At 59.8% G+C, this 23,019-nt stretch carries 19 protein-coding genes; 9 read left to right on the top strand and 10 right to left on the bottom strand.

The window, feature by feature from the left end; translation table 11 throughout:
* Positions 1 to 228: 228 nt before the first annotated feature.
* The 6 genes from ACYZTK_RS21080 (at position 229) to ACYZTK_RS21055 (ending at position 9,896) form a co-directional block, all read left to right on the top strand.
* Entirely contained in the window at positions 229 to 1,578 is a 1,350-nt protein-coding gene (locus ACYZTK_RS21080; protein ID WP_462011602.1) for an imelysin family protein, read from the top strand.
* Between the two features lie 293 nt (positions 1,579 to 1,871).
* Positions 1,872 to 3,299 (top strand): di-heme oxidoreductase family protein, encoded by a 1,428-nt coding sequence (locus ACYZTK_RS21075; RefSeq protein ID WP_462011601.1) that lies wholly within the window; start codon positions 1,872 to 1,874, stop codon positions 3,297 to 3,299.
* A gap of 27 nt (positions 3,300 to 3,326) precedes the next feature.
* Entirely contained in the window at positions 3,327 to 4,391 is a 1,065-nt protein-coding gene (locus tag ACYZTK_RS21070) for an imelysin family protein (RefSeq protein ID WP_462011600.1), read from the top strand.
* Positions 4,392 to 4,405: 14 nt separating this feature from the next.
* Complete coding sequence (locus ACYZTK_RS21065; protein WP_462011599.1) at positions 4,406 to 5,506, top strand: DUF1513 domain-containing protein; 1,101 nt, start codon at positions 4,406 to 4,408, stop codon at positions 5,504 to 5,506.
* Positions 5,507 to 5,707: 201 nt separating this feature from the next.
* Positions 5,708 to 6,856, top strand: a complete 1,149-nt coding sequence (locus tag ACYZTK_RS21060) for an efflux RND transporter periplasmic adaptor subunit (protein WP_462011598.1) — start codon at positions 5,708 to 5,710, stop codon at positions 6,854 to 6,856.
* A gap of 13 nt (positions 6,857 to 6,869) precedes the next feature.
* A complete protein-coding gene (locus ACYZTK_RS21055; protein ID WP_462011597.1) occupies positions 6,870 to 9,896 on the top strand; it encodes a multidrug efflux RND transporter permease subunit in 3,027 nt (1,008 codons plus the stop codon).
* 153 nt (positions 9,897 to 10,049) lie between these two features.
* Here the strand turns inward: ACYZTK_RS21055 and ACYZTK_RS21050 are convergent, their stop codons facing one another.
* The 5 genes from ACYZTK_RS21050 to colR form a co-directional block, all read right to left on the bottom strand.
* Positions 10,050 to 10,277: a hypothetical protein gene (locus ACYZTK_RS21050; RefSeq protein ID WP_462011596.1), complete on the bottom strand. Its 228-nt coding sequence runs from the start codon at positions 10,275 to 10,277 to the stop codon at positions 10,050 to 10,052.
* 2 nt (positions 10,278 to 10,279) lie between these two features.
* A complete protein-coding gene (locus tag ACYZTK_RS21045; RefSeq protein WP_462011595.1) occupies positions 10,280 to 10,993 on the bottom strand; it encodes a lipopolysaccharide kinase InaA family protein in 714 nt (237 codons plus the stop codon).
* A 4-nt stretch (positions 10,994 to 10,997) separates the two neighbouring features.
* Positions 10,998 to 11,666, bottom strand: coding sequence for a class I SAM-dependent methyltransferase (locus ACYZTK_RS21040; RefSeq protein ID WP_462011594.1), 669 nt, complete (start codon positions 11,664 to 11,666; stop codon positions 10,998 to 11,000).
* 159 nt (positions 11,667 to 11,825) lie between these two features.
* Positions 11,826 to 13,109 carry a sensor histidine kinase gene (locus ACYZTK_RS21035; protein ID WP_462011593.1) on the bottom strand — a complete coding sequence of 428 codons (1,284 nt, stop codon included), beginning with the start codon at positions 13,107 to 13,109 and terminating at the stop codon, positions 11,826 to 11,828.
* A complete protein-coding gene (colR, locus tag ACYZTK_RS21030) occupies positions 13,099 to 13,782 on the bottom strand; it encodes a two-component system response regulator ColR (RefSeq protein ID WP_162439431.1) in 684 nt (227 codons plus the stop codon). The genes ACYZTK_RS21035 and colR overlap by 11 nt, the downstream gene beginning before the upstream one ends.
* A 206-nt stretch (positions 13,783 to 13,988) precedes the next feature.
* Here colR and ACYZTK_RS21025 point away from each other — a divergent pair, with 206 nt between their 5' ends.
* Positions 13,989 to 14,732: a phosphatase PAP2 family protein gene (locus ACYZTK_RS21025; RefSeq protein ID WP_462011592.1), complete on the top strand. Its 744-nt coding sequence runs from the start codon at positions 13,989 to 13,991 to the stop codon at positions 14,730 to 14,732.
* A 170-nt stretch (positions 14,733 to 14,902) separates the two neighbouring features.
* Here ACYZTK_RS21025 and groL read toward each other — a convergent pair whose 3' ends face one another.
* The 4 genes from groL to ACYZTK_RS21005 all read right to left on the bottom strand — a co-directional run bounded on the left by groL (position 14,903) and on the right by ACYZTK_RS21005 (position 18,412).
* Positions 14,903 to 16,546: a chaperonin GroEL gene (gene groL / locus ACYZTK_RS21020; RefSeq protein ID WP_462011591.1), complete on the bottom strand. Its 1,644-nt coding sequence runs from the start codon at positions 16,544 to 16,546 to the stop codon at positions 14,903 to 14,905.
* 49 nt (positions 16,547 to 16,595) lie between these two features.
* Positions 16,596 to 16,889 carry a co-chaperone GroES gene (locus ACYZTK_RS21015; protein WP_054045166.1) on the bottom strand — a complete coding sequence of 98 codons (294 nt, stop codon included), beginning with the start codon at positions 16,887 to 16,889 and terminating at the stop codon, positions 16,596 to 16,598.
* A gap of 248 nt (positions 16,890 to 17,137) precedes the next feature.
* Entirely contained in the window at positions 17,138 to 17,614 is a 477-nt protein-coding gene (locus tag ACYZTK_RS21010) for an FxsA family protein (RefSeq protein WP_462011590.1), read from the bottom strand.
* 66 nt (positions 17,615 to 17,680) lie between these two features.
* Entirely contained in the window at positions 17,681 to 18,412 is a 732-nt protein-coding gene (locus tag ACYZTK_RS21005) for a HugZ family pyridoxamine 5'-phosphate oxidase (protein ID WP_462011589.1), read from the bottom strand.
* Between the two features lie 164 nt (positions 18,413 to 18,576).
* Between ACYZTK_RS21005 and ACYZTK_RS21000 the strand changes: the two genes are divergently transcribed.
* Positions 18,577 to 19,335: an SDR family oxidoreductase gene (locus ACYZTK_RS21000; protein ID WP_462011588.1), complete on the top strand. Its 759-nt coding sequence runs from the start codon at positions 18,577 to 18,579 to the stop codon at positions 19,333 to 19,335.
* A 130-nt stretch (positions 19,336 to 19,465) separates the two neighbouring features.
* On the opposite strand, the gene apbC is transcribed toward ACYZTK_RS21000, so the two are convergent.
* Positions 19,466 to 20,560: an iron-sulfur cluster carrier protein ApbC gene (gene apbC, locus ACYZTK_RS20995; protein ID WP_462011587.1), complete on the bottom strand. Its 1,095-nt coding sequence runs from the start codon at positions 20,558 to 20,560 to the stop codon at positions 19,466 to 19,468.
* 245 nt (positions 20,561 to 20,805) lie between these two features.
* Here apbC and metG point away from each other — a divergent pair, with 245 nt between their 5' ends.
* The gene (gene metG / locus ACYZTK_RS20990) at positions 20,806 to 22,857 is read left to right on the top strand and encodes a methionine--tRNA ligase (RefSeq protein WP_462011586.1); all 2,052 of its coding nucleotides are present in this window, start codon (positions 20,806 to 20,808) and stop codon (positions 22,855 to 22,857) included.
* The last annotated feature ends 162 nt before the right edge of the window (positions 22,858 to 23,019 follow it).

Below are 23,019 nucleotides of genomic sequence, written 5' to 3'. Positions count from 1 at the left end.
AGCTCCTACAGAGTGGTCTGATGCGCAGTAGGAGCTGTGTAGGAGCTGTCGAGTGAAACGAGGCTGCGATCTTTTCGCCCCAACCCCGATCCCAGTATCAACCATTCCCTGAATAAGAAATATTTACAGCTACAACCCTTTACACATAATGCGAAAGATTTGCATTATGTCGCAGCTTTGCGCGCGTGCTGCGCCATTCCACCCCCTTCTCGAAGCAGGATGTTCGCCATGATTCGTATGCCTCTGGCTACCGCCAGTCTGTTGGCCATCGCTATTTCCCTCGCCGGTTGTGGCGAAGGCAAAGACAAGGCTGCCGCTCCAGCGCCTACTCCAGCCGCCACCACCACGGCCCCGGCCGCTGCACCAGCGCCTGCTGCTTCCGGCAAAGTTGACGAAGCCGCCGCCAAGGCTGTTGTCGCGCATTACGCCGACGTGGTCTTCGCCGTCTACAGCGATGCCGAATCCACTGCGAAAACCCTGCAAACCGCCGTCGACGCCTTCCTCGCCAAGCCGAACGCCGACACCCTGAAAGCAGCTAAAGCTGCCTGGGTTGCTGCTCGCGTGCCTTACCTGCAGAGCGAAGTATTCCGCTTCGGTAACACCATCATCGACGACTGGGAAGGTCAGGTGAACGCCTGGCCACTGGACGAAGGCCTGATCGACTACGTCGACAAATCTTACGAGCACGCACTGGGTAACCCGGGTGCTACCGCCAACATCATCGCCAACACCGAAGTTCAGGTCGGCGAAGACAAGATCGATGTCAAAGACATCACCCCGGAAAAACTCGCCAGCCTGAACGAGCTGGGAGGCTCCGAAGCCAACGTAGCGACCGGCTACCACGCCATCGAATTTCTCCTGTGGGGCCAGGACCTGAACGGCACCGGCCCTGGTGCTGGCAACCGCCCAGCGTCCGACTACCTGGAAGGCGCGGGTGCTACCGGCGGTCACAACGACCGTCGTCGTGCCTACCTGAAGGCCGTGACCCAATTGCTGGTCAGCGACTTGGAGGAAATGGTCGGTAACTGGAAGCCGAACGTGGCCGACAACTATCGCGCTACCCTGGAAGCGGAACCGGGTGAAACCGGCCTGCGCAAAATGCTGTTTGGCATGGGTTCACTGTCCCTGGGCGAACTGGCCGGCGAGCGCATGAAGGTTTCCCTGGAAGCCAACTCCCCTGAAGACGAGCACGACTGCTTCAGCGATAACACCCACAACTCGCAGTTCTATGATGCCAAAGGCATTCGTAACGTGTACCTGGGCGAATACACCCGCGTAGACGGCACCAAGATGACCGGCGCCAGCCTTTCGTCCCTGGTGGCCAAGGCTGACCCGGCGGCCGACAGCGCGCTGAAAGCCGACCTGCAAGCGACTGAAGCGAAAATGCAGGTCATCGTTGACCACGCCAACAAGGGCGAGCACTACGACCAACTGATCGCCGCCGGCAACACTGCCGGTAACCAGATCGTGCGCGACGCTATCGCCTCCCTGGTCAAGCAGACCGGTTCGATCGAAGCCGCCGCTGGCAAACTGGGGATCAGCGACCTGAACCCGGACAACGCTGATCACGAGTTCTGATCAACGCTGGCTGAATAAAAAGGCGACCTTCGGGTCGCGTTTTTTATTGGCCCGAACGCATATCGAAATGTGGGAGCGGGCTTGCTCGCGAAAGCGATTTCACATTCACCACTGATGTTGACTGACAATCCGCTTTCGCGAGCAAGCCCGCTCCCACATTGGATGGTGCCGAATCAGTGGGCGCATCACGGTTTCGGTTGCCCCACATCAACCAAACGATAATTCCTCTTATTCAATCTCTCCTGCCCTGTTAGACTTTGCGCCCTTGTTTTGCTCGTCTTACAGGATGTCTGATGCCCTCGCTGCTTCTTCGCTTGTCAGCACTGTTTCTGGCCCTGGGCCTGAGTGCCTGCGATGACGCCCCGCGTTTTACCGAGGCGGAACCCGGAGAAGCCCGGTCCGGGGGCAGCGCGACCGTGCGCAAAACTGATCAGAACGCCTTTTCCTTGCCATCCGCCAATCTCCCGCCTTCGCGGCGCGTGGACTTCAGCGTCGGCAACAGCTTTTTTCGCAACCCCTGGGTGATCGCCCCGTCGACTACCACCGCCCGGGATGGCCTTGGCCCCTTGTTCAACACCAACGCCTGCCAGAACTGCCACATCAAGGACGGTCGCGGTCATCCGCCCGCGCCTGGTGCGGCGAATGCCGTGTCCATGCTGGTGCGCCTGTCGATTCCGGATGCGCCAGCCTATGCCAAGGTCATCGAACAGCTCGGCGTAGTCCCGGAACCCGTGTACGGCGGCCAGTTCCAGGACATGTCGGTGCCCGGCGTGGTCCCGGAAGGCAAGGTGCGTGTCCAATACACGCCAGTGGCTGTGCGCTTCAAGGACGGCAGCGAAATCGAACTGCGCAAGCCCACCCTGCAGATCACCCAGCTCGGTTACGGCCCGATGCACCCCGACACGCGTTTTTCAGCCCGCATCGCGCCGCCCATGATCGGCCTGGGCCTGTTGGAAGCCATCCCTGAAACAGCAATCCTGGCCAATGCCGAGGCGCAGGCCAAGGACAACAAGGGCATCAGCGGTCGCCCCAATCAGGTCTGGGACGACGTGCAGCAGAAAGCCGTGCTCGGGCGATTTGGCTGGAAGGCCGGTCAGCCAAATCTCAACCAGCAAAACGTCCATGCGTTTTCCGGTGATATGGGCCTGACCACCAGCCTGCGGCCGATTGATGACTGCACCGAAGCACAAACGGCGTGCAGGCAGGCCCCCAATGGCAACGGTGCCGATGGCGAGCCGGAAGTCAGCGACAACATTCTGCGCCTGGTACTGTTCTACAGCCGCAACCTGGCCGTACCCGCCCGCCGGGATGTCAACGCGCCCGAGGTGCTGGCCGGCAAGAGCCTGTTTTACCAGGCCGGTTGCCAGTCCTGCCACACCCCGAAATACACCACCTCAGCCACTGCTGCGGAACCCGAACTGGCCAACCAGGTAATACGCCCATACAGCGATCTGCTGCTGCATGACATGGGCGAAGGCCTGGCCGACAACCGCAGCGAATTCCAGGCCACCGGCCGCGAATGGCGCACTGCGCCGTTATGGGGCATAGGCCTCACCCAGGCGGTCAGTGGCCACACCCAGTTCTTGCATGACGGCCGCGCCCGTAATCTGCTCGAAGCCGTGCTCTGGCACGGCGGCGAAGCCAAAGCGGCGCAGCAACAGGTTTTGTCTTTTAATGCCGAGCAGCGCGCTGCGTTGCTGGCGTTTTTGAATTCCCTTTAATACGCGTTCACTCAGCGGGAGCCTTACATGTTCCGTCCCAAACTGTTGTTTACCGGCCTTGCCGCCCTCGCCCTGGGCGCCTGCTCGCCGCAGGACCCGCAAGCGGTCACGTCGGCGGCGATCGCCAAATCGGTGATCCTGCCGACCTATACCCGCTGGGTCGAAGCTGATCGCCAGCTGGCTGTCAGCGCCCTCGCCTACTGTGAAGGCAAGGAAAACCTCGACACCGCGCGCGCCAACTTCCTGCATGCGCAAAAAGCCTGGGCCGAGTTGCAGCCGCTGCTGATCGGTCCGCTGGCCGAAGGCAACCGTGCCTGGTCGGTGCAGTTCTGGCCGGACAAGAAAAACCTGGTCGGCCGGCAGGTCGAGCAACTGGTCACCGCGCAGCCGCAGATCGATGCCGCCGCCCTGGCCAAGTCGAGCGTGGTGGTGCAAGGCCTCTCGGCCTACGAATACATCCTGTTCGACAGCAAGCCTGATGTCGCCAATGACGAGCAGAAAGCCAAGTACTGCCCGCTGCTCAAGGCAATTGGCGAGCATCAGAAACAGCTGGCTGAAGACATTCTCAAAAGCTGGAACAACACCGACGGCATGCTCGCGCAGATGAGCAAGTTCCCGAATCAGCGCTACGCCGACTCTCATGAGGCGATCGCCGATCTGCTGCGAGTGCAGGTCACCGCCCTCGACAGCCTGAAGAAAAAGCTCGGCACGCCGATGGGCCGCCAGACCAAAGGCGTGCCGCAACCGTTCCAGGCCGATGCATGGCGCAGCCAGTCGTCCCTGACCGGTCTGGAAGCCAGCCTGGCCGCAGCCAAGACTGTCTGGGAAGGTGTCGACAACAAGGGCCTGCGCGGTCTGTTGCCGAGCGAGCAGAAACCCCTGGCCGACAAGATCGACGCCGCTTACGCTGCCTCCCTGAAACTGTTCGCCAGCAATCAGCGCTCGTTGACCGAAATGCTCAACGACGATGCCGGTCGCCAGCAACTCAACGATATCTACGACAGCCTCAACGTCGTCCATCGCCTGCATGAAGGCGAACTGGCCAAGGCGCTGGGCATTCAACTGGGCTTCAACGCCAACGACGGTGACTGATGAGGGCAAGTGCGATGCTGCGACGTCAGGCTCTGGCTTTAGGTAGCGCGCTGCTGGGAGCAGTGACTTTGGGCGGCTGGACGCTGTTCAAGCAAAAGGACAAGAGCCCGCTGTTGCTCTCGGCGCGGGATGACACCGACGGCAAGCATTACGCCGTCGGCTATCGCCTGGACGGTACGCGGGTGTTCGCCACTGAAGTCGGCCAGCGCTGCCATGACATCATCAACCACCCGACGCAGCCAATGGCATTGTTCGTCGCCCGGCGCCCAGGTACCGAAAGCTACCTGATCGACCTGCGCGACGGCACCCTGCTGCAAACCGTGGCCTCGCTGCCGAACCGGCATTTCTACGGTCACGCGGTGATCCACAGCAGCGGCGACTGGCTGTACGCCACCGAGAACGACACTTCCGATCCGGGTCGGGGCTTGCTTGGGGTGTACAAGTTCGAGGGTGAGCGCCTGGTCCACAGTGGCGAAATCTCCACCCACGGCATTGGTCCGCACCAGGTGTCCTGGATGCCCGACGGCGAGACCCTGGTGGTGGCCAACGGCGGCATTCGCACCGAAGCCGAAAGCCGGGTCGAGATGAATTTGAATGCCATGGAACCCAGCCTGGTACTGATGCAACGGGACGGCACCCTGTTGAGCAAGGAAACCCTTGCCCAGCAGATGAACAGCGTACGCCACCTGGGCATCGCCAGCGACGGCACCATCGTCGCCGGCCAGCAATTCATGGGGCCTTCTCATGAGTCCTCGGAGCTGCTGGCGATCAAGCGCCCCGGCCAACCGTTCGGGGCGTTCCCGGTGCCGGAGCACCAGCTGCAGGCGATGGGTCATTACACCGCCAGCGTCGCGGTGCACAGTGAGCTGCGCCTGGTAGCGCTGACGGCGCCGCGGGGCAACCGCTTTTTCATCTGGGACCTGGACAGCGGTGAAGTGCGCCTGGATGCGCCACTTCCCGATTGCGCGGGGGTCGGTGCGGTGGCCGACGGTTTTGTCGTGACCTCGGGTCAGGGCCGTTGCCGCTACTACGATTGCCGTCAGGCGGATCTGGTAGCCAAACCCCTGGAACTGCCCGCAGGGCTCTGGGATAACCATTTGCACCTGATGGCGTGAATAACGCCGAAAAGATCGCAGCCTCCGGCGCCCCTACAGTGGAATGCTTACACCCCGTAGGAGCTGCCGAAGGCTGCGATCTTTTCAAGCCAACACCATCGAAAGCCTTACACCCGGCAAGTTCTTCCAGTTGGAATCAGCCTCCCACTCGGAGTAATCTGCTCGACTGTCTCACCTGATTTTCTCCAAGGAAGTGGAAATATGCTGCGCCGTCGCATGCTGATCATGTTGGGTGTTGTACTGTTGATCGTGCTGGTCCTGGCTGCTTACAAAGCCTTCTCCATCTACACGATGATCCAGGGTTTTTCTGCGCCAAAACCGCCGACCAGTGTCGCCGTGGCCACCGCCACCGAGCAGCCCTGGCAAGCGCGCCTGCCTACCGTTGGCACCCTCAAGGCGTTGCAGGGCGTTGACCTGAGCCTGGAGATCGCCGGCACCGTCACCGACGTGCAGTTCGAGTCCGGGCAGAAGGTCAAGGCCGGCCAGCCGATCGTGCAACTCGACAGCGCCGTCGAAAGCGCGCTGCTGGAAACCGCCCTGGCCGACCTCGGGCTGGCTCAGGTGGATTACAACCGCGGCAGCCAGCTGGTCGGCAGCCAGGCCATCTCCAAAGGCGAATTCGACCGGCTTTCCGCCGTGTTCAAGAAAAACAAGGCTACGGTCAACCAGCTCAAGGCTTCGTTGGCGAAAAAACGCATTCTTGCGCCGTTCAGCGGCACCATCGGCATCCGTCAGGTGGACGTGGGTGACTACGTGGCCAGCGGCACCATGATCGCCACCCTGCAAGACCTCAGCAGCTTGTACGTCGATTTTTTCCTGCCCGAACAATCGGTGCCGAAAATTGCCGTGGGCCAGGCGGTGCAGATCGTCGTCTCGGCCTACCCGGAGCAGACGTTCCCCGGCACTATCAGCGCCATCAACCCGAAGGTCGAGAACACCACCCGTAACGTGCAGGTGCGCGCGACCCTGGCCAATCCCGACGGCAAGCTGTTACCGGGCATGTTCGCCAGCCTGCAGGTTCTGCTGCCCAACCCGCAGCCGCGCATCGTCGTGCCGGAAAGCGCGATCACCTACACGCTCTACGGCAATTCGCTGTACGTCGTGGCGCAGAAAAAAACCGAAGACGGCACTGTTGAAAAAGACGCCAAGGATCAGCCGATCCTGATCGCCGAGCGACGTTTCATCGAAACCGGCGAGCGCCGCGATGGGCTGGTGATGATTACTAAAGGTGTGCAGAACGGCGAGAAAGTGGTCACCGCCGGCCAGATCAAACTGGACAACGGCGCGCCAATTGCTATCAGCGACGACAAGACTTTAGCCGAGCAGAACAGCCCGCCGCGCGCGGACTGATCAAGGAATCCCCATGGCTTTTACCGACCCGTTCATCCGCCGCCCGGTGCTTGCCACCGTTGTCAGCCTGTTGATTGTGCTTCTGGGCTTCCAGGCCTGGAGCAAGCTGCCGCTGCGTCAATATCCACAGATGGAAAACGCCCTGATCACGGTGACCACCGCCTACCCCGGGGCCAACGCCGAGACGATCCAGGGCTACATCACCCAACCGATGCAACAAAGCCTGGCGAGCGCCGAAGGCATTGACTACATGACCTCGGTCAGCCGGCAAAACTTCTCGGTGATCTCGATCTATGCGCGCATCGGCGCCAACAGCGACCGTCTGTTCACCGAACTGCTGGCCAAGGCCAACGAGGTGAAGAACCAGCTGCCCCAGGACGCGGAAGACCCGGTGCTGAGCAAAGAGGCTGCCGACGCTTCGGCGCTGATGTACATAAGCTTCTTCAGCAAGGAGTTGAGCAACCCGCAGATCACCGACTACCTGTCGCGGGTGATCCAGCCGAAACTGGCTACCCTGCCCGGCATGGCCGAGGCCGAGATCCTTGGCAACCAGGTGTTCGCCATGCGCCTGTGGCTGGACCCGGTGAAGCTGGCCGGGTTCGGCCTGACCGCCAGCGACGTGACCAATGCGGTGCGCCAGTACAACTTCCTGTCCGCCGCCGGTGAGGTCAAGGGCGAGTACGTGGTCACCAGTATCAACGCCAACACCGAGCTCAAATCCGCAGAAGCCTTTGCCGCGATTCCGCTGAAGATTGATGGCGACAGTCGCGTGCTGCTAAGCGATGTCGCGCGGGTGGAGATGGGCGCCGAGAACTACGACACCATCAGTTCCTTCGGTGGCACGCCGTCGGTGTACATCGGTATCAAGGCCACGCCAGCCGCCAACCCGCTGGACGTGATCAAGGAAGTGCGCAAGATCATGCCGGAGCTGGAAGCCCAGCTGCCGCCCAACCTCAAGGGCGAGATCGCCTACGACGCGACGCTGTTCATCCAGGCCTCGATCGATGAGGTGGTGAAGACTCTGTTTGAAGCCGTGCTGATTGTGATCGTAGTGGTGTTCCTGTTCCTTGGGGCGCTGCGCTCGGTGGTGATCCCGGTAGTGACGATCCCACTTTCGATGATCGGCGTGATGTTCTTCATGCAAATGATGGGGTACTCGATCAACCTGCTGACCCTGCTGGCAATGGTCTTGGCTATCGGCCTGGTGGTGGATGATGCCATCGTGGTGGTGGAGAACATTCACCGGCACATCGAGGAAGGCAAGACGCCAATGGACGCTGCCCTCGAAGGCGCCCGGGAGATCGCCATGCCAGTGGTCTCGATGACCATCACCCTGGCGGCGGTGTATGCACCCATCGGCTTCCTCACCGGGCTGACCGGGGCGCTGTTCAAGGAGTTCGCCCTGACATTGGCGGGCGCGGTAGTGATCTCGGGGATCGTTGCGCTGACGTTATCGCCGATGATGTGTGCGTTTTTGCTGCGCCATGACGAGAATCCCAGCGGCCTGGCCCATCGCCTGGATCGGATTTTCGAAGCCCTCAAGCGTCGTTATCAGAAAATGCTCCACGGAACCCTCAATACCCGCCCCGTGGTGCTGGTGTTCGCAGTGATCGTGCTGTGCCTGATCCCGGTGCTGCTCAAGTTCACCAAGACCGAGCTGGCGCCCGACGAGGATCAGGGCATCATCTTCATGCTGGCCAACGCGCCGCAGCCGACCAACCTGAATTACCTGAACGCCTACACCGACGAATTCATCCAGATTTTCAAGGAATTTCCGGAGTACTACTCCTCGTTCCAGATCAATGGATTCAACGGAGTGCAGTCGGGCATTGGCGGTTTCCTGCTTAAGCCCTGGAATGAGCGCAGCCGCACGCAGATGGAAATCCTGCCGGAGGTCCAGGCCAAGCTGGGGAATATCTCCGGCTTGCAGGTATTCGGCTTCAACCTGCCCTCCCTGCCCGGTACCGGCGAGGGTTTGCCCTTTCAGTTCGTGATCAACTCGGCCAACGACTATGAGTCGCTGCTGCAGGTGATGGACCGGGTGAAAAAACGCGCCATGGAGTCGGGCAAGTTTGCCTTTGTCGATGTCGACCTGGCGTTCGACAAACCTGAAGTGGTGGTCGACATTGATCGCGCCAAGGCGGCGCAGATGGGCGTGTCGATGCAGGACCTGGGCGGAACCCTTGCGACCCTGCTCGGCGAAGCGGAGATCAATCGGTTCACCATCGAAGGCCGCAGCTACAAGGTTATCGCCCAGGTCGAACGACCCTTCCGCGACAACCCCGACTGGCTGAACAACTACTACGTGAGGAACACCAAGGGCGAGCTGCTGGCCCTGTCGACCCTGATCACCGTGACTGACCGGGCGCGGCCACGACAACTCAACCAGTTCCAACAGCTGAACTCGGCAATTCTGTCCGGGGTGCCGCTGGTGAGCATGGGCGAAGCGCTCGATACCGTGCGTCAAATCGCCCGGGAAGAGGCGCCGGCCGGCTTTGCGGTGGACTATGCAGGCGCCTCACGGCAATTCATCCAGGAAGGCAGCGCGTTGTGGGTGACCTTCGCCTTGGCGCTGGCGATTATTTTCCTGGTGCTGGCCGCGCAGTTCGAGAGCTTCCGCGATCCGCTGGTGATTCTGGTGACGGTGCCGCTGTCGATTTGCGGCGCGTTGATTCCGCTGTTCCTGGGCTGGTCGAGCATGAACATCTATACCCAGGTGGGATTGGTCACGCTGATCGGGTTGATCAGCAAACACGGGATCCTGATCGTCGAGTTCGCCAACCAGCTGCGCAAGGAAAAAGGCCTGTCACCGCGAGAAGCAGTTGAGGAAGCGGCGGCAATTCGACTGCGCCCGGTGCTGATGACCACTGCGGCGATGGTGTTCGGCATGGTGCCGCTGATTATTGCGACGGGGGCGGGAGCGGTGAGCCGGTTTGACATCGGTACAGTGATTGCCACGGGGATGTCGATCGGGACGTTGTTTACGCTGTTTGTATTGCCATGCGTATACACCCTGCTGGCCAAGCCCGACAAACCCTGACGCCCCTGTAGGAGTGAGCCTGCTCGCGATCGCGGTCTGTCATCCAATATCGATGGTGTCTGACCCACCGCGATCGCGAGCAGGCTCACTCCTACAATGGTTACAACAAAAAGCCCCGCATACGCGAGGCCTTTTATTTTGGCTTCAATCCAGTCAACTTTGCGGCCTCATTCCCTGTGATAGCCCGAACATGAACAGCAACAGATCATGATCAGGCTGGGAAGCCACGGCTGCCTTGGCAACCCGTGGCAATGGACAGTGAGCATCGGCGCCCACTGAGCTGAGGACCTGCGTGCGGGGCTGCTCCCAAGCCGCCACCGCTATTGAAGCAACTGCCAAGGCTCCTATCAGAAACACACCTCGTGCAATTTCGAGTTTCATTGCTATAAACCCTTGATAGCGCTGCCAAACGCCGTCTCATAAAAATAGACGAGTTTTTGCCAGTCCGCCGTGCTGAACGACGAATGGCGACGCAATTGCTTCATGTCATGGGCGGCAGCCTGACGTGCGGTCAGGCGCTGTCGGCATTTCTCCAGGTCGATCAACGCAACCTCGACCATGGCCGCTTCACCTTCGCCGCTAACTCGTACAAAGACATGCTTGACGTAGAGGCAACTGTGCTGCCAGCGACCCTGGTGCATACGCGCCAGGGTGTCGGCCAGATCCTTCAGGACCCGTTCATGCACGGCCTCGCCATGGCGCTCACGACCACCGCCGGCGTACCAGTGTTCGATCTCATCAAAGCCGTCCAGCGACTTGGTTACCAGCAATGCGCGCCACTTGTGAACGGGGTCACGCTGGGCGCCACAGAACACGATCTGCGGAACCCGAACGCCAATTTTGTGCAGCCCGGTCAGTGCATCCAGCTCGCGCAATACCGTCGGCCGACCAAAAGGATGCAACCAACTGCGGTAGATATGCCCGGTCTGACGCTTGGCATACAACAATTGCCCATCACTGCCCCGCACGCGCTGCACGCCACTTTCGCCGCCGCGACGCACGTTGGGTTCTTCTACCCATTCACCGCGCTGATTCCAGAAATACTCGAACCGGCTTTCGGCATCGATCTCCGTTTCTGGTGCACATTGCACTGCCATCCTGTTACCTCTTGCGTAATACGTAAACTCGCCACATGGCATAGAGCGGAATAAAATCCAGTCGTTCCTGGATGCGGAAACCCGCCTGCTCAAATTCTTTTTCTACCGTAACAGCCGGTAACACAAAACGGTTCTGGTAACCTTCCTGCCCACGCGTGCGCTCCGAGCGCTTGCGTTTCCAGGCCTTGAAATTGCCATCCACCCACAGCGAAATGATCACGCTGTCACGGGAGACTCGCTCGAATTCACGCAAAAGAGCCAATCGATGCTCGGCTTCACCGATGTGGTGCAACAAGCGCATGCAAAAGATGCTGTCGACGGCGTTATCGGGTAAGACAATGTCGAATGCTGACGTGTGCAAGGGTTGTACCCTTTTCACGACTTCTGCAGGTTGCGCTTGCATGGCGACTTTCAGCATCGATTCGGAGTTGTCGGCTCCGATAATGGCCCGATTGCTTTTTTCGGCCAGCATGGGCCAAAAACGCCCGGCACCGCAGGGTAAATCAAGGACCAGGCCCGGCTCGCCGGCCAGCGTCAGCGCTTTACGCGCCAGATGAACATCCCGCCAATTGGACAGGCGGCGGCCGATACCGTCCTTATGTTTCTGAAGGTATCGTAAAGCATGTTGATCGTCATACTTTTTGGAAAAATCCAGTTTGATCGGGTTGTCCATCACCAAGTCTCCTAACGTCTGATGCAACCACCTTAGGTAGCGCCGTGTCAGCGTCAGGTCATGACTGTGTGAAAGATTTGTCATGTAAAACCCTGAAGTATTTCAGGGTTTTACATTGATCCAATGATGGCTAGGGGCCGTTACGCGAGGAGGGGTCGATCAGCTCACATCTACTGCATGCAGCTCTACTTCAAATCTGCAACCGTTGGGCTCCATGTTCGTCAGGCTGACCTTCCAGCCCTGGTTCTCGCAAATCCGTTGCACCAGTGAAAGACCCAGGCCGAGGCCTTCGCCGCGTTTTTCGGTACCCCGTACGAATGGCTCGAACATCGCCTCGCGTTTCTCTTCAGGAATGCCCACCCCACTGTCCTCGACCAGGAACCCGGTAGTCGTCAGGGTCAGGCGGATGAACCCGTGCTCGGTGTAATGCAGCGCATTACGCAACAGGTTGCCCATCACTGCGTGCAGCAGAGTGGCGTTGTAGCGAGTGATGGCTGGACTGCCTGGCTCGAAGATCAGCTTGAGGCCTTTGGTTTCAATCGGCTCGCGCCATAGGCCGAGCAATCCGTCAGCCACTTCGCTGAGGTTTTGCTGAGGCGCCATGCAGGCGTGCTCGCGTTGCGCGCGGGCCAGTACCAGGAAGGTTTGCACCAGCTCGCGCATTTCCTCGCAGGCGCGGGCGATGCGCTCGACCTGAGCACGCCCGCGATGATCAATGCCTGGATTTTCCAGCAGCAGCTCACAGGAGCTGGCCAACACCATTAACGGCGTGCGCAATTCGTGACTGACGTCACTGGTGAACAACCGTTCACGGGTCAACGCCTGGCGCAGGCGGCCGAGCGTCGCGTCGAAAGCCACCGCCAGCTCGCCCACTTCGTCAGCAGCGTAGTCCGGCGCCAGCGGCGGGGCCAGGCCCAGCAACTGGTCGCGGTGTCGCACTTGACGGGCCAAACGCACCACTGGCGCCATGACCTTGCGCGCCAACACCCAGCCGAGAAAGACCGCCAGCGCCAAGCTCAGGACAAACCCCACCAGCACCACGGCAAACAGCACGCGCTCGCGCTCTTCAAAATCGCTTTGGTCCTGCAGCAGCACGTAACGGCGGCCGTCGACGACCTCGACCATCGCGTGATATGACAGCTGCTCGCGAAACACTTCGTGAAATCCCGGCTCCAAGTGCCGTAGGTCCTTGGGCACATCGAAATCACCCGGGCCGCCGCTGAAATAGAACAGCTGGTCCGGCTCCGGCCGATGGCTCCAGTCGGAGACGCTATCCATCAATAAAAGGCGCTGCAGGTCACCGCCCAGTCCTGCGGAAATCAGTTTTTCCTCGACCAGGTGCACGGTCGCCACGATACCCATGGCGAAGGCTCCTGCCACCAGCGCGCTCATCAGCGCAAAGGCGATGATGATCCGTTGCGCAAGGCTCTGTCTAAACTCCATCTCGACCCTCGGCGAGGCGATAACCGACACCGTGCACGGTTTGCAGCAGGGGTTTGGCAAACGGCTTGTCGATCACCTGGCGCAGCTGGTGGACGTGGCTGCGCAGGCTGTCGCTGTCCGGGCAATCGTCGCCCCATAGCGCTTCTTCGAGAATTTCCCGGCGCAGTACGTGCGGACTTTTCTGCATCAGCACGGCCAGCAGCTTCAGGCCCACCGGGTTGAGTTTCAGCAGGCGGCCCTCGCGGGTAACCTCCAGGGTATCGAGATCATAGGCCAGGTCCCCGACCTGCAGGGTACGGCGTCCGCCGCCTTGCGCCCGGCGCATGACCGCTTCGATCCGCGCTGCCAGCTCAGACAGGGCAAAGGGTTTGATCAAGTAGTCATCGGCGCCGGACTTGAAGCCCTGCAGGCGATCGTCCAGTTGGTCGCGGGCAGTCAGCATGATCACCGGCGTATCGCGGCGCGCGTCTTCACGCAGGCGTTTGCACAGGGTGTAGCCATCGATGCCGGGCAGCATGATGTCGAGCACGATCAGGTCGTAGTGCTCGGTGGCCGCCAGGTGCAGCCCAGACAAGCCGTCCTGCGCGCAATCCACGGTGTAACCCTTGAGCCCCAGGTAATCGGCCAGATTGGCGAGAATGTCGCGGTTGTCTTCAACCAATAAAATTCGCATGGGCACTCCTCCGTACACAGTAACAGCCGTCTTGGCCCGCGCAGCTTACGGCCAAGCGCGGCTCGCGGCTAGGGTTGCTTGTTTACAGTCATCAAGGTGCGAATATTGACGAGTTTTTCACTCGCGATTCACAGGGCGCTCACGCTGACGGGCGCAAACTCCGCGCGGCTGCGCTCTCAAGAACATATATCGTCCAAGGAATCGTCATGGTGACCACCTCTGTTCGCCCCGCTTCGCGCCCGCTCAACTTCTGGGTGTGCCTGGGGGTACCCGCCGTCGCGGCAATTATCCTGATGCTGCTCGAGCTAACTTCCCTCGATATGGACCTGGCCAGGCTGTTCTATGATCCGGCGGCCGGGGCATTTATTGGGCGGCACAGTTACTTCCTCGAAGACATCCTGCATGACCGCGCCAAACAAGTGGTAATCGGTTTTTCGGTGTTGGCAATATTGGGCTTTATTGGGACCTTTTTCATCGACAGGCTGAAACCATTCAAGCGGGAGTTGGGCTGCCTGGTCCTGTCGCTGGCCTTGGCGACTTCCTTTGTCACCCCGGTGAAAGCAGTGACGGCGGTGCAATGTCCCTGGAGCCTGGAGCAATTCGGCGGGCATGAGACCTACAGCGAATTGCTCAGCCCGCGGCCGGCCACCGACAAGCCTGGCCGATGCTGGCCGGGTGGGCATGCGGCAACCGGGTTTACCTTGTTTGCGGTGTTTTTCGCATTGCGTGACCGTCGCCCGCGCCTGGCGCGCCAGGCATTTGTGTTTGCATTTGCCTTGGGCACGGTGTTTTCGGTCAGCCGGATGATGCAGGGGGCCCACTTCTTTTCGCATAACGTGTGGACGGCGATTTTCTGTTGGCTGATTTGTCTGGGGGCTTATTACTACATTCTTTATCGGCCGGCGGCCCGGGTCGAGCCGGCTCCAAAGGCAGAACCGATCACCACCTGATCACGTAATTCATGTGGGAGTGAGCCTGCTCGCCATAGCGGACCGACATTCAACAAAGATGTTGACTGCACTGGCCCAATCGCGAGCAGGCTCACTCCTACATTGATGAGCAATAAAAAGCCCCGCCTGCTTAACGCAGGCGGGGCTTTTATGTACGGGGTAAGGCTGGCTTACATCATGCCGCCCATGCCGCCCATACCGCCCATGTCTGGCATGCCGCCGCCAGCTGGTTTGTCGTCCGGAGCATCAGCGATCATAGCTTCGGTGGTCAGCATCAAGCCACCAATGGACGCCGCAGCCTGCAGAGCAGAACGAGTCACTTTGGTAGGGTCGAGGATGCCCATTTCGATCATGTCGCCGTATTCGCCGGTAGCAGCGTTGTAACCGAAGTTACCCGAACCTTGCTTGACCTTGTCGACTACTACGCTTGGCTCGTCGCCGGAGTTGGCAACGATCTGACGCAGTGGCGATTCGATAGCGCGACGCAGTACAGCAATACCGACGTTCTGATCAGCGTTGTCGCCTTTCAGTTCGCTGATGGCTTGCAGAGCGCGAATCAGCGCTACGCCGCCGCCAGGTACCACGCCTTCTTCAACGGCTGCACGGGTAGCGTGCAGGGCGTCTTCAACGCGGGCTTTCTTCTCTTTCATTTCTACTTCGGAGCCAGCGCCAACCTTGATCACTGCTACGCCGCCGGACAGCTTGGCCAGACGCTCTTGCAGTTTTTCACGGTCGTAGTCGGACGAAGTGTCAGCCACTTGCTGACGGATCTGCAGGACGCGAGACTGGATGTCAGTCTCAACGCCAGCGCCGTCGATCACTGTGGTGTTTTCTTTGGACAGGATCACGCGCTTGGCATTACCCAGGTGTTCCAGGGTAGTGCTTTCCAGGCTCAGACCGATCTCTTCGGAGACTACGGTACCGCCAGTCAGGACAGCGATGTCCTGCAGCATGGCCTTGCGACGGTCGCCGAAGCCTGGAGCTTTGACGGCTGCAACCTTGACGATGCCACGCATGTTGTTCACAACCAGAGTCGCCAGGGCTTCGCCTTCAACGTCTTCGGCCACGATCAGCAGTGGACGGCCAGCTTTGGCAACGGCTTCCAGTACTGGCAACATTTCGCGAATGTTCGAGATCTTTTTGTCGACCAGCAGGATCAGCGGACCGTCCAGCTCGGCAGTCATGGTCTCTGGTTTGTTGACGAAGTACGGGGACAGGTAACCACGGTCGAACTGCATGCCTTCAACAACCGACAGTTCGTTTTCCAGGCCCGAGCCTTCTTCAACGGTGATCACGCCTTCTTTACCGACTTTTTCCATGGCTTCGGCAATGATGTCGCCGATGGAGCTGTCGGAGTTGGCCGAGATGGTGCCGACCTGAGCGATTGCCTTGGTGTCAGCGCAAGGCTTGGACAGGGCTTTGAGCTCTTTGACGATAGCGATGGTCGCTTTGTCGATGCCGCGCTTGAGGTCCATCGGGTTCATGCCGGCAGCGACGGCTTTCAGGCCTTCGTTGACGATCGACTGAGCCAGAACGGTAGCGGTGGTGGTGCCGTCGCCTGCGTCATCGTTGGCACGGGAGGCAACGTCTTTGACCAGCTGCGCGCCCATGTTTTCGAAGCGATCTTTCAGCTCGATTTCTTTGGCTACGGAAACGCCGTCCTTGGTGATGGTCGGAGCGCCGAAGCTCTTCTCGATGATCACGTTACGGCCTTTAGGGCCCAGGGTCGCTTTTACCGCGTCAGCCAGGACGTTGACACCGGCGAGCATTTTCTTGCGGGCGGAATCGCCGAATTTAACTTCTTTAGCAGCCATGATCGATATTCCTTAAATACTTTGTAGTAACGGGAAAATGAGCGGGAAATCAGCCTTCGATAACAGCGAGAATCTCGTTCTCAGCCATTACCAGCAGGTCTTCGCCGTCAACTTTCACGGTGTTGCTGCCGGAGTACGGGCCGAACACAACCTTGTCACCCACTTTCACGGCCAGTGCACGCACTTCACCGTTTTCCAGCACGCGGCCGGTGCCGACAGCGAGGATCTCGCCGCTGTTGGCTTTTTCAGCAGCGGAACCTGGCAGGACGATACCGCCAGCGGTTTTCTTTTCTTCTTCGCTGCGACGGATGACGACGCGGTCATGCAGAGGACGAAGCTTCATTGTCGATCTCTCCTAATTGTGGTTTTCATCGGCCGGTGTAGTCCCGGCGGGTTTAACAAATCCGGCGGCGCCGGGTGCGTCTCGACAAGCGTGACGCGGAAGTCTGTCTGGCTTAATCGCCAGAAACCTTGCGGTGACCGTTACATAAGGGCGCGTAAGCTTATTACAAGGGCGGACATCGAAATTTTTTTACCTCAATGAGCCGCAAATGAGCACGGCACCCGCAGGTGCCGTGTCGTTGAAAGGTGTTACTTGGAATCGCGGTGTTCGAACTCGCCTTCGATCACATCAGGCTCGCGACCCAATGGCTGCCGCGGAGCAGGACCGCCCCGTGGCTGCAGGTCATCGGCAAACGCACGCTGGCGAATCGCCGCTTCTTCGGCACGCTGGCGCATTTTATTGGCCAGCAGTCGACGGGAGATCGGCAGCAGCATGATCAAACCCAGGATGTCGGTGACGAAACCCGGCAGGATCAACAGCCCACCGGCCAGTGCCAGCATCAGGCCTTCAAGCATGGTCTGGGCCGGGAGCTCGCCCCGATTCAGGCTTTCACGAGCACGCAGTGCAGTGGCCAACCCGGCGATGCGCAGCACGAACACGCCGAGCATCGAGCCGAGAATCACCAGCAGCAGGGCCGGGAAAAACCCGATCGCCCCGCTGACCTTGACGAATACGAACAGCTCCAACACCGGAAACAGTACAAAGAGCAATAAAAAAGGGCGCATCAAATGGTTCCTCAACGCAAGAATGCCTTGCCAGTGTTTCCTAGATGACGTCGCCGATTCGTGAATTCAAGCGCTGACCCCAGCATTTTTTGGCCAATGTTCGGCGTGAGCCAGGAAAACCAAGGCTTCGCGCACTTGTGTCGGCGTATTACATGGCGCTGGGAACGGCAGCCAGTAAAGGCTCTGGCCGATGCGCAGGTGCATGCCTTCGGTGTCGATACCGGCCAGCAGCGCTGGTTCAGTCTTCGGCAGGCCCGCCAGTTCGACGTAGTGGGCGATGGCTTTGCCGTGATCGGCATTCATGTGTTCGACCATGCTCACTTCAGCCTTGCCGGCGAACGGGTTGGCCAGGGTCAGTTGATCGACCCAGTGAATCGCCCCGAAACCGCCGATGTAGCGGTGGCGCACAGGCTTGAGCACCCAGAAATCGAAATCATGGGCCTGATGATAATTCTGCGAATCCGGGAAATAACGATAGTAACGCTCGGCAGCCGCTTCGATGGCTGTGGAGTCTTCGAGCTTTTGCGCTTCGGCAAGGTACGTCAGGCGGCCGACCGCTTGTACGTCTTCAGCTCCGCGCTCGCCAACGAACAGCGAGCACTTCGGGTCTTTTTGCAAATTATGAGTGTGCTGGGCGATGCGGCTGATCAGGATCAGCGGCCGTCCCTGATCGTCCAGGCAGTACGGGACAACGGACCCGAACGGGAAACCGGGCATGGCCTTGGAGTGCGTCGACAGCACTGCGCGGTATTCCTTGAGAAGCAATTCTCGGGCATTCTTGGCCGCTTCAACGCTCAATTTATGACTCCTTATATAGAATCCGTCGAAAAAACGGACAGGCACCTGGGGATAAGTTTCCAGTTCGCCATCGGGGCAGTTCTCATGTGCAACCCGTTCACCACCGGTGCAGATCGAGAGGCCCTCTAGAAGGAAGACCACTCACCTGCGACCGGGGCATGCGAATGCAACTCACTGACAAAGTAATCATTATCACTGGCGGATGCCAGGGTTTAGGCCGTTCGATGGCGGAGTATTTCGCTTCAAAAGGTGCCAAATTGGCGCTGGTAGACCTGAACCAGGAAAAACTCGACGACGCCGTCGCTGCGTGCACGGCCAAAGGTGTCGAGGCTCGTGCCTACCTGTGCAACGTCGCCAATGAAGAGCAGGTGACGCACATGGTTGCCCAAGTAGCCGAAGACTTCGGCGCGATCCATGGCCTGATCAACAATGCCGGGATCCTGCGCGACGGGCTGTTGCTCAAGGTCAAGGATGGCGAGATGACCAAGATGAGCCTGGCCCAGTGGCAGGCGGTCATCGACGTCAACCTGACCGGCGTGTTCCTGTGCACCCGCGAGGTCGCAGCGAAAATGGTCGAGCTGAAGAGTAGCGGCGCGATCATCAATATCTCGTCGATTTCCCGTGCCGGCAATGTCGGCCAGACCAACTATTCTGCGGCCAAGGCCGGAGTCGCTGCAGCTACCGTGACCTGGGCCAAGGAACTGGCGCGCTACGGCATCCGAGTGGCGGGGATTGCCCCGGGCTTTATCGAAACCGAGATGACGTCGGGGATGAAGCCGGAGGCACTGGAGAAAATGACGGCGGGGATACCGCTCAAGCGCATGGGTAAACCGGAGGAGATCGCCCATTCGGCGGCTTACATCTTCGAGAACGACTATTACACCGGTCGGATTCTGGAGATGGATGGCGGGTTGCGGATCTAACCAGCACTGCAAAACCAATGTGGGAGCGGGCTTGCTCGCGAAGGCGGTAGACCAGTCAACTTATATGTTGAATGGCACACCGCTTTCGCGAGCAAGCCCGCTCCCACAGTTGGATTGTGTTTCTTCCGGACTAATCGTCGCTGATGGTGATGTTCGGCATCGCCGGCGATAGCGCTTCCTGCAGCACGATCCGCGCGCCCACATGACGGGCCAGTTCCTGGTACACCAGCGCAATCGGGCTGTCCGGCTCGGCGATGACCGTTGGCTTGCCGCCATCGGCCTGCTCGCGGATGGCGATTGCCAGGGGCAACGAAGCGAGCAATTCAACGCCATACTGGTCGGCCAGCTTCACTCCGCCACCTTCACCAAACAGATGCTCGGCATGTCCGCAATTGGAGCAGATGTGCACGGCCATGTTTTCCACCACACCCAGCACCGGGATGTTGACCTTGCGGAACATCTCCACGCCCTTGCGAGCGTCCAGCAAGGCCAGGTCTTGCGGGGTCGTCACGATCACCGCACCGGCGACCGGGACTTTCTGCGCCAGGGTTAACTGGATATCTCCGGTGCCCGGCGGCATGTCGATGACCAGGTAATCAAGGTCGCCCCACGCCGTCTGGGTGACCAGTTGCAACAGCGCACCGGAAACCATCGGACCACGCCAGACCATCGGCGTGTTGTCGTCGGTAAGAAACGCCATCGACATCACTTCAACGCCATGGGACTCGATCGGCACGAACCATTTCTGATCCTTGACCTTTGGCCGGGTGCCTTCGGCAATGCCGAACATGATGCCTTGGCTGGGGCCGTAGATATCCGCATCGAGAATCCCGACCTTGGCGCCTTCGCGGGCCAACGCTAGCGCGAGGTTGGCAGCGGTGGTGGATTTGCCTACACCGCCCTTGCCGGAAGCCACGGCGACGACGTTCTTCACGTTGGCCAGGCCCGGGATCTGCGCCTGGGCCTTGTGTGCGGCGATCACGCTGGTGATATCAACTCGGGCGCTGGCGACGCCATCAAGACCCTCGATGGCCATTTGCAGCATTTGCGACCAGCCACTCTTGAACAGACCGGCGGCGTAGCCCAGTTCCAGCTGGACGCTGACGCGATCCCCCTGAATGTCGATGCTGCGCACACAGCCGGCGCTGACCGGGTCCTGGTTCAGGTAAGGGTCGGTGTATTGGCGAAGGACGGCTTCCACCGCTGCGCGATTGACGGCGCTCATGGGCAACTCCGATAACAAGACTGGAAAAACAGGCGGGTATCGTACCTGTTCTGAAGGTTACGCGGGATGCCGCCAAAAGATCGCAGCATTCGGCGGCGCCCATAGGCGCGTAGGAGCTGCCGAAGGCTGCGATCTTTTGGCGGCATCCCTAATTCAATCATCGGAGGAAACAACCTCACGGGGTGAAAAATCTGCGCCGGCGCTTTATAGTGGCCGACCTCCGTTTCATCAAGTAGCCGAGCCCCATGTCCGAGCCACGCAAGATCCTCGTCACCAGCGCCCTGCCCTATGCCAATGGTTCGATCCATCTTGGCCACATGCTGGAATACATCCAGACCGATATGTGGGTGCGCTTCCAGAAGCACCGCGGCAACCAATGCATTTATGTCTGCGCCGACGACGCCCACGGTTCGGCCATCATGCTGCGCGCGGAAAAAGAAGGCATCACCCCGGAACAACTGATCGCCAACGTCCAGGCTGAACACAGCGCCGACTTTGCCGAGTTCCTGGTGGACTTCGACAACTTCCACTCCACTCACGCCGAAGAAAACCGTGAGCTGTCGAGCCAGATCTACCTGAAGCTGCGTGACGCCGGGCACATCGCCCAGCGCTCGATCACCCAGTACTTCGACCCGGAAAAGAAAATGTTCCTGGCCGATCGCTTTATCAAGGGCACCTGCCCGAAATGTGGCACTGAAGACCAGTACGGCGACAACTGCGAAAAATGCGGCGCGACCTACGCACCGACCGATCTGAAAGATCCGAAGTCGGCCATCTCCGGCGCCACGCCGGTGCTCAAGGATTCCCAGCACTTCTTCTTCAAGCTGCCAGATTTCCAGGAAATGCTCCAGGCCTGGACCCGCAGTGGCACCCTGCAGGACGCCGTGGCGAACAAGATCGCCGAATGGCTGGATGCGGGCTTGCAACAGTGGGACATCTCCCGCGATGCGCCGTACTTCGGCTTCGAGATTCCTGGCGAGCCGGGCAAGTATTTCTACGTGTGGCTGGACGCGCCGATCGGCTACATGGCCAGCTTCAAGAACCTCTGCGCCCGTCGTCCGGACCTGGACTTCGATGCGTTCTGGGCCAAGGATTCCACCGCCGAGCTGTACCACTTCATCGGCAAGGACATCGTCAACTTCCACGCCCTGTTCTGGCCAGCGATGCTTGAAGGCGCCGGTTTCCGTAAACCGACGGGCATTAACGTGCACGGCTACCTGACCGTCAATGGCCAGAAGATGTCAAAATCCCGCGGCACGTTCGTCAAGGCCCGGACCTATCTCGACCACCTGTCGCCGGAATACCTGCGCTACTACTACGCAGCCAAGCTGGGCCGTGGCGTCGATGACCTGGACCTGAACCTCGAAGACTTCGTGCAGAAGGTCAACTCCGACCTGGTCGGCAAAGTCGTCAATATTGCCAGCCGTTGCGCCGGGTTCATCCAGAAAGGCAACGCGGGCGTGCTGGTGGCCGGCAACGCCGCACCGGAACTGACCGACGCCTTCCTGGCTGCCGCGCCAGGCATCGCCGAGGCCTATGAGGCCCGCGACTTCGCCCGGGCCATGCGCGAGATCATGGGCCTGGCCGACCGCGCCAACGCCTGGATCGCCGACAAGGCTCCGTGGTCGCTGAACAAACAGGAAGGCAAGCACGACGAAGTCCAGGCCATCTGCGCCCTGGGCATCAACCTGTTCCGCCAGCTGGTGATCTTCCTCAAGCCGGTGTTGCCACTGCTGGCCGCCGATGCCGAGGCGTTCCTAAACGTCGCGCCGCTGACCTGGAACGATCACGCTACCTTGCTCAGCAATCATCAGCTCAACGAGTTCAAGCCATTAATGACTCGTATCGACCCGGTAAAAGTGCAAGCCATGACCGACGCTTCGAAAGAAGACCTGACCGCCAGCGCTACCGATACCGGCAGCGTGGCACCGACCGGCAACGGCGAACTGGTCAAGGAACCGCTGTCGCCGGAAATCGAGTTCGACGCCTTTGCCGCTTTAGACCTGCGGGTTGCGCTGATCCTCAAGGCCGAAGCTGTGGAGGGTGCCGACAAACTGCTGCGCCTCACCCTGGACATCGGTGATGAGCAACGCAACGTACTTTCCGGGATCAAGAGCGCCTATCCGGACCCGGCCAAGCTCGAAGGTCGCCTGACCATGATGATCGCCAACCTCAAGCCGCGCAAAATGAAGTTCGGGATTTCTGAAGGCATGGTGATGGCGGCCGGTCCTGGTGGTGCAGAGATCTACCTGCTGAGCCCGGACAGCGGCGCCAAGCCGGGTCAGCGGATCAAGTAAGTTTCGTTCTGCTCGACCGATCCCACATGCGTGCCTGGCGCGTCTGTGGGATTTTCATGTCTGGCCCATAATTACTGCTGGGCCTGTGTAGGAGCTGCCGAAGGCTGCGATCTTTTGATTTTATAAAAGCAAGATCAAAAGATCGCAGCCTTCGGCAGCTCC

The sequence above is a fragment of the Pseudomonas sp. LB3P31 genome (assembly GCF_054897945.1).
This window is presented reverse-complemented; position numbering and strand designations above follow the sequence as displayed.

Coding starts and splice junctions, on each gene's coding strand:
- colR (WP_162439431.1), bottom strand. CDS start 13,782: ATGCGAATTTTATTGGTTGAAGACAACCGCGACATTCTCGCCAATCTG.
- ACYZTK_RS21035 (WP_462011593.1), bottom strand. CDS start 13,109: ATGGAGTTTAGACAGAGCCTTGCGCAACGGATCATCATCGCCTTTGCG.
- ACYZTK_RS21070 (WP_462011600.1), top strand. CDS start 3,327: ATGTTCCGTCCCAAACTGTTGTTTACCGGCCTTGCCGCCCTCGCCCTG.
- ACYZTK_RS21045 (WP_462011595.1), bottom strand. CDS start 10,993: ATGGCAGTGCAATGTGCACCAGAAACGGAGATCGATGCCGAAAGCCGG.
- ACYZTK_RS21075 (WP_462011601.1), top strand. CDS start 1,872: ATGCCCTCGCTGCTTCTTCGCTTGTCAGCACTGTTTCTGGCCCTGGGC.
- apbC (WP_462011587.1), bottom strand. CDS start 20,560: ATGAGCGCCGTCAATCGCGCAGCGGTGGAAGCCGTCCTTCGCCAATAC.
- ACYZTK_RS21000 (WP_462011588.1), top strand. CDS start 18,577: ATGCAACTCACTGACAAAGTAATCATTATCACTGGCGGATGCCAGGGT.
- ACYZTK_RS21025 (WP_462011592.1), top strand. CDS start 13,989: ATGGTGACCACCTCTGTTCGCCCCGCTTCGCGCCCGCTCAACTTCTGG.
- metG (WP_462011586.1), top strand. CDS start 20,806: ATGTCCGAGCCACGCAAGATCCTCGTCACCAGCGCCCTGCCCTATGCC.
- ACYZTK_RS21015 (WP_054045166.1), bottom strand. CDS start 16,889: ATGAAGCTTCGTCCTCTGCATGACCGCGTCGTCATCCGTCGCAGCGAA.
- ACYZTK_RS21065 (WP_462011599.1), top strand. CDS start 4,406: ATGCTGCGACGTCAGGCTCTGGCTTTAGGTAGCGCGCTGCTGGGAGCA.
- ACYZTK_RS21040 (WP_462011594.1), bottom strand. CDS start 11,666: ATGGACAACCCGATCAAACTGGATTTTTCCAAAAAGTATGACGATCAA.
- ACYZTK_RS21080 (WP_462011602.1), top strand. CDS start 229: ATGATTCGTATGCCTCTGGCTACCGCCAGTCTGTTGGCCATCGCTATT.
- ACYZTK_RS21060 (WP_462011598.1), top strand. CDS start 5,708: ATGCTGCGCCGTCGCATGCTGATCATGTTGGGTGTTGTACTGTTGATC.
- ACYZTK_RS21010 (WP_462011590.1), bottom strand. CDS start 17,614: ATGCGCCCTTTTTTATTGCTCTTTGTACTGTTTCCGGTGTTGGAGCTG.
- ACYZTK_RS21050 (WP_462011596.1), bottom strand. CDS start 10,277: ATGAAACTCGAAATTGCACGAGGTGTGTTTCTGATAGGAGCCTTGGCA.
- ACYZTK_RS21055 (WP_462011597.1), top strand. CDS start 6,870: ATGGCTTTTACCGACCCGTTCATCCGCCGCCCGGTGCTTGCCACCGTT.
- groL (WP_462011591.1), bottom strand. CDS start 16,546: ATGGCTGCTAAAGAAGTTAAATTCGGCGATTCCGCCCGCAAGAAAATG.